Raw genomic sequence first — 11,471 nt, 5'->3', positions numbered from 1 at the left:
CAATCCTCAGAGTTCGCAGACAGATGCCGGGCAGTGTACACCTGCCGGGGAAAGCCTGGCTACGTTCTGTGATTACTGTGAGCTATCCGAAGGTTCAGGTGGCGTTTTTTTAGGCACAAACTGGCGAAACAGCTCGCGGCTTTTGAGGGGCTTGCCCTGCAGATAAGGCTTGAGGGCCATGCGGGTGAAACGTTTGGCGGCGCGCAGCGTGTCGGCGTCCGGAAATTCGCGTTCGGCAAGCGCTCTGAGCTGGCGCCCGGTAAAGCTGCTGTTGCCAATCACTATGCTGGCAATAAAGCCTTTCTCTTCGCGGTAGGTGTAGGTCATGGTGTCATCAACACCCTCGCCGCTGCCGGCGCAGTGCAGGAAGTCCACGCCGTAACCCAGATGCCCCAGCAGCGCCAGCTCAAAACGGCGCAACGCAGGCTCCGGTGTACCGGTAGCTCCGGCTAAGGCCTGGATACAGTGGAGATAGTCAAAAAACAGCTCGGAAAAGCGGGTTTCCTGCTCAAGCACGCGAGCCACCAGCTCATTCACGTACAAGCCGCTGTAGAGTGAGATACCACTAAGGGGAAGGGCCAGAGAGACCGCTTCGGCGCTGCGCAGCGTTTTGACTTCGCCACGGCCGCCCCAGCGAACCAGCAGAGGGGTAAAAGGCTGTAAAGCGCCTTTCAGATTAGAACGTTTGGAGCGCGCACCTTTGGCAATCAGGCGGACGCGTCCGGACTCTTCGGAAAACAGGTCGAGTAGAAGGCTGGTTTCACTCCAGGGGCGACTATGCAGGACAAAAGCCCGTTGCCAGCCTTCCATGAGATTAGCTCAGGTCGTCGGTATAACCGAGGCTGCGCAGCGCACGCTCGTCGTCGGCCCAGCCGGACTTCACTTTCACCCACAGTTCGAGGTGCACTTTGGCTTCGAACATCTCTTCCATGTCTTTACGGGCTTCGATACCGATGGTTTTGATTTTGGCGCCTTTGTTGCCAATCACCATCTTCTTCTGCCCTTCGCGCTCAACGAGGATCAGCCCGTTGATGTCGTAGCCGCCGCGCTCGTTAGTCACAAACTGCTCAATCTCCACGGTCACGGAGTATGGCAGTTCGGCGCCCAGGAAACGCATCAGTTTTTCACGGATGATCTCAGAGGCCATAAAGCGCTGGGAGCGGTCGGTAATGTACTCTTCCGGGAAATGGTGAATAGCTTCCGGCAGATGCTTACGCACGATCCCGGCGATGGTATCGACGTTCATTCCGGTTTCCGCAGAAATTGGCACGATGTCGAGGAAGTTCATCTGGCTACCGAGGAATTGCAGATGCGGCAGCAGAATGCTCTTGTCCTGAACGTTGTCGACCTTGTTCACCGCCAGAATGACCGGCGCACGGCTGTCGCGCAATTTGTTGAGCACCATTTCGTCGTCCGGCGTCCAGCGGGTACCTTCAACCACGAAGATAACCAGCTCGACATCACCGATAGAACTGCTCGCGGCACGGTTCATCAAACGGTTGATGGCGCGCTTTTCTTCCATATGCAGCCCTGGGGTATCGACGTAAATTGCCTGATACGGCCCTTCGGTATGGATGCCCATGATACGGTGACGCGTGGTCTGCGCCTTACGCGAGGTAATGGAAACTTTCTGCCCAAGCAGCTGGTTCAGCAGCGTGGATTTGCCGACGTTCGGACGGCCAACGATGGCCGCGAAGCCGCAATAGGTTTTTTCTTCGCTCATTCCAGCTCCAGCTTTTTCAGCGCCTGCTCAGCTGCAGCCTGTTCCGCCTTACGGCGGCTTGAACCAGTCCCTACGACTGGCTCAGGCAGGCCACTCACCTGACAGTGAATGGTAAATTCCTGATCGTGCGCCTCACCACGCACCTGCACTACCAGATAAGACGGCAGCGGCAGATGGCGACCCTGCAGGTATTCCTGCAAGCGCGTTTTCGGATCTTTTTGCTTGTCGCCTGGACTGATTTCGTCGAGACGGGTCTGATACCACGAGAGGATCAGACGCTCAACGTTCTGAATATCACTGTCGAGGAAGACCCCACCGATCAGCGCTTCCACTGTATCGGCAAGAATCGATTCGCGACGGAAGCCTCCACTTTTCAGCTCTCCAGGCCCAAGACGCAGGCACTCGCCCAGCTCAAATTCACGAGCGATTTCCGCCAGCGTATTGCCACGCACCAGCGTCGCGCGCATGCGGCTCATGTCGCCCTCATCTACGCGAGGAAAACGGTGATACAGCGCATTCGCGATAACGTAGCTGAGAATGGAGTCACCCAAAAACTCAAGACGCTCGTTGTGTTTGCTGCTGGCACTCCGGTGGGTTAATGCCTGTTGCAACAGATCCTGATGTTGAAAAGTGTAGCCCAGCTTACGCTGCAGCCTGGTTATTACGATGGGATTCATGCGATACCAAAATTAATGAATGCGTCAACTATTCAGCACACGGAACAGACCTGAAAAAAAGAAACCAACGCTGTTTCGTGTGCCGTGGCCCCCTTTCGGGAGCCAATCTTTAAAGGCGGGAATATTCTATACACAACGACAGGGGATGTCGTTAGTTTGTGGGATTTAATTGTTTAATGAATGCCACCAATTCGGTTCAAACGAACACCTGTTGGCCACTCACCTTCTTGTTTTTCGAAACTCATCCAAATTGCCGTCGCTTTACCGACCAGATTTTGCTCCGGAACAAAGCCCCAATAACGGCTGTCGGCGCTGTTGTCGCGGTTATCACCCATCATGAAGTAATGACCCGGCGGAACAATCCACGTCGCCAGCGGTAGACCCGACTGTTGGTAATACATCCCAACCTGATCCTGTGCAATTGGCACCGTCAGAATGTTATGCGTGACATCCCCCAACGTCTCTTTGCGTTCGCTTAGACGTACACCGTCATCACGGGTCTGGTCTTTAGGCATCTGGAAGAAACCGGAGGTCGCTTCACTGCCATTGCGGCGGGCAAACGTCTGCACAAAATCACTGGCTTCCGCGTTGGAATAGGTGATCGGAAGCGCGTTGCCACAGGCCTGGCCGGAACTGCAGTTCGGCTGAACGGTGACTTCTTTGGACTGCGGATCGTAGCTGACACGATCGCCAGGTAAGCCGACAACGCGCTTAATATAATCCAGGCGCGGATCTTCCGGATATTTAAATACGGCAATATCGCCGCGTTTAGGGTGCCCGGTTTCAATTAAAGTCTTCTGATAAATCGGGTCTTTAATTCCGTAAGCAAACTTCTCTACCAGAATAAAATCGCCGATTAACAGCGTTGGCATCATCGAACCGGATGGGATCTGGAACGGCTCATAAATAAATGAACGTACCACCAGTACAATCGCCAGTACCGGGAACACGGAAGCGCCGGTTTCGAGCCAGCCCGGTTTCGGGCCGACTTTCTTCAACGTCTTTTTGTCCAGTGCATCACCGGTTGCAGCCTGCGCTGCCGCCTGTTTTTCACGACGTTTTGGTGCAAAGATAAACTTATCCAGACACCATAAAATGCCCGTCACCAGCGTGGCTACCACGAGGATCAAAGCAAACATATTCGCCATGCCAACTCCTTAGATTATTTGCCGTCTTTGCCGACATGCAGAATGGCGAGGAACGCTTCCTGAGGCAGCTCGACGTTACCGACCTGCTTCATACGCTTCTTACCGTCTTTCTGTTTCTGCAACAGCTTTTTCTTACGGCTTACGTCACCGCCGTAGCATTTTGCCAGTACGTTTTTACGCAGCTGTTTCACCGTGGAACGCGCGATGATGTGGTTGCCGATGGCAGCCTGAATCGCGATATCGAACTGCTGGCGAGGGATAAGTTCTTTCATCTTCTCAACCAGTTCACGCCCACGGTAAGGCGCGTTATCGTTATGCGTGATAAGCGCCAGCGCATCGACGCGATCGCCATTTATCAGTACATCAACGCGCACCATGTTGGAAGCCTGGAAACGTTTGAAATTGTAATCCAGCGACGCATAGCCGCGGGAAGTGGACTTCAGACGGTCAAAGAAGTCGAGCACTACTTCCGCCATTGGAATTTCATAAGTCAGCGCCACCTGGTTACCGTGGTAAACCATGTTGGTCTGCACGCCGCGTTTTTCGATACACAGCGTAATGACGTTACCGAGGAATTCCTGCGGCAGCAGCATGTGACATTCAGCGATTGGCTCACGCAGTTCATCGATATTGTTTAACGGCGGTAGCTTGGATGGGCTATCCACGTACACAATTTCTTTGTTCGTGGTCTGCACTTCGTAAACAACGGTAGGCGCAGTCGTGATCAGGTCGAGATCGTATTCACGCTCCAGACGCTCCTGAATGATCTCCATGTGCAGCAGGCCGAGGAAGCCACAGCGGAAACCGAAGCCCAGCGCCGTTGAGCTTTCTGGTTCATAGAACAGGGAGGCGTCGTTCAGGCTAAGTTTGCCGAGCGCATCGCGGAAGTTTTCGTAGTCGTCGGAGCTAACCGGGAACAGGCCAGCATAAACCTGCGGCTTCACTTTTTTGAAACCTGGCAGTGCTTTTTCTGCCGGGTTACGTGACAACGTCAGGGTATCCCCCACCGGCGCGCCCAGGATGTCTTTAATTGCACAAACCAGCCAGCCTACTTCGCCGCACTTCAGTTCGGTACGGTCAATCTGCTTCGGCGTGAAGATGCCAAGGCGATCGGCGTTATACACCTGGCCAGTACTCATCACTTTAACTTTATCGCCCTTACGCAGCGTGCCGTTTTTCACGCGGATCAGGGAAACAACGCCGAGGTAGTTATCGAACCAGGAGTCAATAATCAGCGCCTGCAGCGGCGCGTCAGGATCACCTTCAGGTGCCGGGATATCACGCACCAGGCGTTCTAATACGTCCGGTACGCCAACGCCGGTTTTCGCGGAGCAGCGAACCGCATCGGCGGCGTCAATGCCGACGATGTCCTCAATCTCTTCGGCTACGCGCTCTGGGTCGGCCGCCGGCAGGTCAATTTTGTTCAGAACCGGAACCACTTCCAGGTCCATTTCCATCGCGGTGTAGCAGTTCGCCAGAGTTTGAGCTTCAACGCCCTGCCCGGCATCGACCACCAGCAGCGCACCTTCACAGGCCGCAAGCGAACGGGAAACTTCATAAGAGAAGTCAACGTGCCCAGGGGTATCGATGAAGTTGAGCTGGTAAGTTTCACCGTCGCCGGCTTTATAGTCGAGCGTAACGCTCTGCGCTTTGATGGTGATACCACGTTCGCGTTCCAGATCCATGGAGTCGAGGACCTGCGCGGCCATTTCACGGTCGGACAGGCCGCCGCAAATCTGGATGATACGGTCAGACAGCGTCGATTTACCGTGGTCGATGTGGGCAATAATAGAAAAATTTCTTATCTTCTTCATAAATATGAATTTATCATCTCGCTATGCGAATTGTTTCTTTTTGATGGACACGGCGGTGGACACTCCACGATAACCACCCCACCAACGAATGGCCTGCATATTACACGGTAGTGACTAACTCGTCACCACGTCATAGGGTTAAAGGCTTTACCACTAACTACTGGTTGATTGATGATGGGAAGGAAACACTCGGCACAACGAAAAATCCCATAAATAGCATATCTCATATCCGGCGTGAGGATTTACTTCCCTCGGCCTAGCGAAAAGCTTCCGGTTCCGTCTGCAGATATGCGCACGTTTGCGATTAAAGGCACTACTGGCGATCGTTGCTGCGTTCCTGGATTCTGGGATGGAAAATGGCGGGTTATCTCTCTCCCTGAGCATGAGAGATCAGGCAAGAAAAAATACTACACATTTCAGTTTATTACGTGATTATTTTGCTAAATTTAGCGTATCCATTAATTTCAATTATTATGTTCTTCTTATGCTGGAAGAATCTTGCACTAATCGCCTCTCACTTATGAGACATCCAACCCGACCACCCAGCCGGTTTTTTGTTGCCGTCATTTTGCCAGGAGAACCGCTGGAGAGAAAGGGGGGGAATTAATGCCAACAATCACACTACCCGTTCATTCTGCACGCTTACATCTATAATGAATGTAGGTCTGTCGTCAGCAAACTCTACTCTTATTTGAGTGGCCGTTAGCCCAAAGTAGTCCATGATTTTTTTCGTATGCCTGCCTGTTGTTGTACCCAAAAATTTATCTTTTTTAATTAAAGTAATATGATTACCATCCACATCCTCTCCTTCCCTTTCTATGAATTCTTTGTTAAAACCATATTCGGCATCTCCATAATCTGTATAAAATTCTAGGTTCACAACATTGTTTCGAATAATTTTTTCAGGAAGTTCACCGTAGAAACCATTTTCTGCTGAAACTTTATTGTATTGAATAATAGCGATATCACTCGCCTGATATTGATGCGCAGGTTGTCTTTGACGATTACTGCCAGGATTTTTATAGTTTGAGTCAAAATTCCACTCTTTCTCTGAGAAAGTATTTACAAATCGTCCAGGCTCATTTTCACCCTCTTTAAAAGTCGTTTCAATGTAATACTGCTTGCTTTCATTATCATATCTGGTTTGGTGTTTCAACCTAGCCTCTAAGCTACGTAACCTATTTTGTGTTTCTATGTTGCTTACTCCAGGAAATTTAATTGTCTCTTTATGAACATCGCTGGTTGTTGTTTTTGTGATTTCTTGCATTTCAATTTCCTCATGTCGGTTCGGCTTTAGGCTTGACTGTGATTTCCCACCACCTTCCAACCCAACCTTTATCCATCCAGACTGAGGGGTTTTAATTGCACTCCCATAAGGGAAAATACCGGATCGAATTTCATCCCAGTAAAAGAGTTCGTAAAGATTATCACTTCCTTGTGTTTTTTTTGCATAAATATCATATACTTTAAATCCATCCACTGGTCCCTTCACGTCTGTTATTTCATATCCATTTTGTTGCATCATTATTTTTACGCGATCTTTTTCGAGCTTACGCCTCACAATATTATTGTGCTGTAAAATTTCTTTCTGTTCTCTAACCTCACTATTATCTCCTTTATTTTTTTCTGAATCTATTTTTTTTGCTAATATTTTATTTTCTTTATCTAAGCTTTCAATTATCCTATCCAGGTATTCACCTCTTTCTGAGTTTTCACTGCCGTTACGTTGAGAAGTAGGTTGAACCTCATGGTTGACAGTCTCTCCTCGTAATTTAGACGATGCATATGAAATAGAATGAAAAAGTACAATATTAAAAAGAGATTGAAGACTGTTAGCAAATCCTTGCTTACGCTCTTCTTCACTGTCAGCATTTATAGACTTATTAATATTAATCCCTAATTCACCCAGAGCACCTAATGAACCTAGAATAAAACCAAATACGCCACTGGGAGAGAGAATTAATAATGGCGAGATAATGGTATTAAATCCTCGCAAATCATTTAGCCAGATGTTCTGTAAAATTTCATTGTTTGATGTGATTTTAGTCTCGGCATCTGTGTAACTCCTCTGCCTCATAGCTTCCATAACATGGGTAAACACATCTCCAGAAATCTTGTTTATAGAATATTTAGCAGTGGTAAGCTTAGCTTCGCCTATTTTTTTTAGCGCTCTATCAACCCCCATTAAAATGCCATTCTGGCGATCCTTAAGAGAAAAATGCTTAGCAAGTTTATTAATTTTATTCGGTTCAGATCCTTGCTCATCAATCCATTGATTTAATGCAAGATTATTTTTAAAAACATGAAACGGATCCTCCTCCCCAGGTATATATAAAATTATTTTCTCTCCTTTCTGAAAATAAAAAATATCTGTTGCATCATGACCGTTAATATTAAAAACCATCACTTTGACAGGTAATGATTGCTTTGCCTTACTATAGAATATATTAAATTTTAAAGGGTCCGTTTCTGAAACATCGGATGCTGCACCAGCCATGACAATACCATAATCCTCTTCGGTTATTGCTCCTGAAGCTTTGGCTGTTCTTGCTGCCAGCAAAAATTGTGCTTTCGCTAATGCCTGAACATCGAGTGAATTTTCACCCCAAAAGTCTTTTAACTTATCATTAACTTTCTTTTGAAAATTCATATCCCATATAATATTTTTTAACTGTTCAGGTGTCATTCGGAATTCATTATGTGTCCCGTAGTTACTTTTATCAGGCCCATCACTATAAATCCCTTTTAAAGCATTTAAGCCACCAGGCAATGCCATTTGTTCTTTTGCGCTAAAATTCCTCAATACCATATCAGTTAAAGTAAATGAATGTGTAGGTTTTTCATAGAGGTGCTCCCAGCCGGTGAAACTGGTTGAGGATGACTGCCCCTGATTGAAAGAGTGAAGCCACAGTTTATCAGGATCAACATCAATACCAGTTTTGATTTTTATCTGTTCTTTAAGAAGTTCCTTTGCTATCGCTCTAAGGTTTGGTGTTTTCTCCTTAACATAGTTTAATTTGTTAACCAGCTTTAATGTTTCTCTTTTTGCAATGTCATTAATATAATTTGCATTAACTTCCTTGGTTAAAGGCTGTTTTACCGGTATATTTTCAACTTCTGACCCCTGACCTATAAACGATACACCTGAGTTTCCAACTGTTGTAATCGATGATGACATAACTTTCTCCGTTAAAATTGGTCAACGCCTTTTCTAGGGTGAAACTCTGGAAGCGGATCTTAAGAATTTTGACCTTTATGTTAATCAAATAAGCTATCTGCATACTTGAGCATTTAAAATCCTATTAAATTTTACCTGTTCATATCAAAGGTGTACATGTTGTCTCCATATGGCTGATTTGATCGATTATTTATGACTGAAGTATATTGAGTATTGCGTAGCTAGAATGTTCATTTTTTACCTTTGAGTGTTTGGTAAATGTTCTTTGATTGTATTAGTTTTGTACTTTTTTTGTTGACACAGTTCCTTTTCTTTGATGCGGCAAAGTGTTATTTCAAATAACCACATGTATTGCATATAAAAAATTACTCTATTTCAGCTCGAGGAAAAACAATGCCGAGATCAGAGTCTGCAATGTATACATCTGGTCGCATCCTTCAACTGTAAACGATCCTTATGTTTACGTAGGGAGTTCGGAGAAAAACTCCTTATAAGTTTTTTGTGCAAGTTTATTCATTGACACACTGTCTCTGTGAATCAAAGCTTGCACAAAAACATCCTTTGCAATTTCTAATTAACTGATTTATCTGGTTATTACCTCTGGCATGATAATTGCCCTAATACATGCGGGACATAAACAATATCGCCGGAGGCGTACATGTGTTATTTGGGAATAGACAGTCAATTACCAGGCTGTAGGAAAGAGTGCGATCGAGTCTGGGGAGAAACCCTTAAGGAAATTTTCAACAAGCTTTATTCTTTTATCCGTCGTCGGGTAAGCAACTATGCTGATGCCGATGATATTTTTCAGATGACCTGTCTAAAAACACTACTCTGTCGTTGCAACTATGCAGGACATTCGAAACCTGCCACATGGATATTCAGCATCGCGCTAAACCTCATCAGAAACTACTATGGAGAAAAGAAAAAAGGTACCATTTTCTCCTCATTTGACAACGACCTTGAAAATACTTTGTTCTTTTGTCCAGAGGACGTTTATATTCAGAATGAGCTAGTGTGCAAAACTTTAAACGAAATTGAAAATCTTACTGAGGAAAATCGGCAAATGTTCAAGATTATGTTGGAAGAAGGGAGCTCTTACCAGGATGTCGCTCAGGTTATGAAAATACCTATTGGTACAATCCGTTCGCGCCTCTCCCGCTCCCGGGCTTTGATTAAGAATAAGATGCTTTAGATAAGCACAGAAACCGTAAGAAGTTCATCAATCCACTTTTATCGGTGGATTGATGAATACCAATGGGCGGGGTGAGAGTATGCATACTCATTTTTTAAAATGTGGGCTAAAATCGGCGGTCAGGATCACCAGAATAATCTGAAACAAACCCAGAACCATCTGATACTCAGTATGTTATAAACTTAAATTCGCAGGGGCTTTATCTCCTGGTGACGCTCTGGAAACTATCAGAGCAGACAGATTAAGCTATTTTCTTGATTAGTGTTCCGGAGTCATTCGCCCATGTCGGATAAAAGCCTGCTGGTCCCCGTTCTCCTTACCCTGTTTATATGCGTCGCATTAGGGATATATCTCCGTCTTGATCGTTACTTCTTTCGCCAGGGAAGAAAAAAGAAATAAATATAGCCTCCGGTACAAAATGTGTGGAGGGGGATCCTTTCGCGTATTTAGCCGCTCATTTTTTCCGGCCACTGAACATCCGGCGCAGCACTGACATCCACACGACTCAGCATGATGCGGTACGTTTTCCAGGCCCTGAGCGCCTGCAACTCTTCCGCCGTTGCCATCTCGATATCCACCGCATCCTGCAGCGGCGCTATCGCATCTGCGGCTTCATCAAGCAGTGCTGATTTTGTTTTCTGCGCCTGCGCAATTAACTCCTCTTTCGACCAGCTGCGCGGGACAACTTTTTTACCGTCGAATACCCATTCCCCGTGGTTAATGCTGAAGCCCTCCGGTAACGTCTCGCTGATTTCTGCAACGCTCATCCCCTCGGGGCTAAACATGGAAACCGCATGAATGTTGCCACGCTCCGGCACCGGCTTATCGATGACGGAGCGAATCACATTCTCGCTGTCGTACATGATTTTTATCGTGTTATCCGCAAACCGGGACTGGCACTCATACCAGTCCTGCCCGTCTTCTGACTCGAAAAAACGAATGCCGGCAGCGGCAGCACCGTACTTTTCAGTGTCTTTCTTAGTGGGCTGTTTAACCCTGAAATTTTTAATATTTTGCATGTTTACCCCTGCGCATTCACCCACCCGCCACGTGTCCAGAACTGAACCGGTTTGTAGCGAACATAAGACTGGTCTTCATTAAAATCCCCGCCGGTCAGCACGTAACCCGCAGGCGCGTCACCGCCCGCGGCCGGCCACCAGGTGGAAATCACCGCGCCCAGCTGCACGCTGGATACAAAGTTCTGTAGCGTCCAGCTCTGAACTTCATCTATACGCTGATTCACCCATTGCCATGTCGAGCGGGTGTTAATATTGTCATCCCGTGCGGCAAGCTGACCATTTGCCCAGTCCCATGTGGCACGGGTATTGATGTTGTTATCCCGCGCGGTAAATTGATTAGCGAGCCATGTGCTCAGCCAGCCACCCCAGATTTCGCCATTGATATTACCGCCAGGCTCGAAAATCGCCCTGCCTGCATAAACGCTGGCGCCTGCGCGAATGGAGCCGTTCGCGGTAAAGGAGTTATCATTGGGGTTAAACATCCAGATATGGTCGCGTCCCTGGTCATCGAGAATATGAATACAGCCAGAGGGAAAATCATTTTTTCCGGAGACCAGCACCCCGTAGCTGATGGCGGCCTGATACCCGGTACCCGACGTCTGCACGGTCGCTTTGGTCATGGGCAGATACACGTTCCCGCCGGCGCTGTAACCGGCGGAATAAAACAGGGCTCGCCTGTCAGCCAGCTGGCCCTGAAAGGCACCACCGCCAGGCCAC

8 protein-coding genes and 1 pseudogene are annotated in these 11,471 nt (G+C 47.5%); 1 reads left to right on the top strand and 8 read right to left on the bottom strand.

Annotated features, from left to right (window positions below; genetic code table 11):
* Positions 1–72 precede the first annotated feature (72 nt).
* The 6 genes from recO to VGM55_RS09165 all read right to left on the bottom strand — a co-directional run bounded on the left by recO (position 73) and on the right by VGM55_RS09165 (position 8,540).
* Positions 73–810 carry a DNA repair protein RecO gene (gene recO / locus VGM55_RS09190; RefSeq protein WP_154187931.1) on the bottom strand — a complete coding sequence of 246 codons (738 nt, stop codon included), beginning with the start codon at positions 808–810 and terminating at the stop codon, positions 73–75.
* 4 nt (positions 811–814) lie between these two features.
* Positions 815–1,723: a GTPase Era gene (gene era / locus VGM55_RS09185; RefSeq protein WP_154187932.1), complete on the bottom strand. Its 909-nt coding sequence runs from the start codon at positions 1,721–1,723 to the stop codon at positions 815–817.
* Positions 1,720–2,400, bottom strand: coding sequence for a ribonuclease III (gene rnc / locus VGM55_RS09180; protein ID WP_154187933.1), 681 nt, complete (start codon positions 2,398–2,400; stop codon positions 1,720–1,722). Before rnc ends, era begins: the two co-directional genes overlap by 4 nt.
* 173 nt (positions 2,401–2,573) lie before the next feature.
* Positions 2,574–3,548: a signal peptidase I gene (gene lepB / locus VGM55_RS09175; protein ID WP_154187934.1), complete on the bottom strand. Its 975-nt coding sequence runs from the start codon at positions 3,546–3,548 to the stop codon at positions 2,574–2,576.
* A 14-nt stretch (positions 3,549–3,562) separates the two neighbouring features.
* Entirely contained in the window at positions 3,563–5,362 is a 1,800-nt protein-coding gene (lepA, locus tag VGM55_RS09170; protein ID WP_331635295.1) for a translation elongation factor 4, read from the bottom strand.
* Positions 5,363–5,978: 616 nt separating this feature from the next.
* Positions 5,979–8,540 carry a dermonecrotic toxin domain-containing protein gene (locus tag VGM55_RS09165; protein WP_331635294.1) on the bottom strand — a complete coding sequence of 854 codons (2,562 nt, stop codon included), beginning with the start codon at positions 8,538–8,540 and terminating at the stop codon, positions 5,979–5,981.
* 658 nt (positions 8,541–9,198) lie between these two features.
* Here VGM55_RS09165 and VGM55_RS09160 point away from each other — a divergent pair.
* Positions 9,199–9,735 carry an RNA polymerase sigma factor gene (locus tag VGM55_RS09160; protein WP_331635293.1) on the top strand — a complete coding sequence of 179 codons (537 nt, stop codon included), beginning with the start codon at positions 9,199–9,201 and terminating at the stop codon, positions 9,733–9,735.
* Positions 9,736–10,181: 446 nt separating this feature from the next.
* On the opposite strand, the gene VGM55_RS09155 is transcribed toward VGM55_RS09160, so the two are convergent.
* The gene (locus VGM55_RS09155; protein WP_331635292.1) at positions 10,182–10,754 is read right to left on the bottom strand and encodes a tail fiber assembly protein; all 573 of its coding nucleotides are present in this window, start codon (positions 10,752–10,754) and stop codon (positions 10,182–10,184) included.
* Positions 10,755–10,756: 2 nt separating this feature from the next.
* A pseudogene (locus tag VGM55_RS09150) lies at positions 10,757–11,471 on the bottom strand (hypothetical protein); the annotation flags it as partial.

Source organism: Cedecea sp. (assembly GCF_036500665.1).
Taxonomy (GTDB): Bacteria; Pseudomonadota; Gammaproteobacteria; order Enterobacterales; family Enterobacteriaceae; genus Cedecea.
The sequence above is the reverse complement of the archived record's forward strand: the minus strand, read 5'-3'. Positions and strand labels throughout refer to the sequence as shown.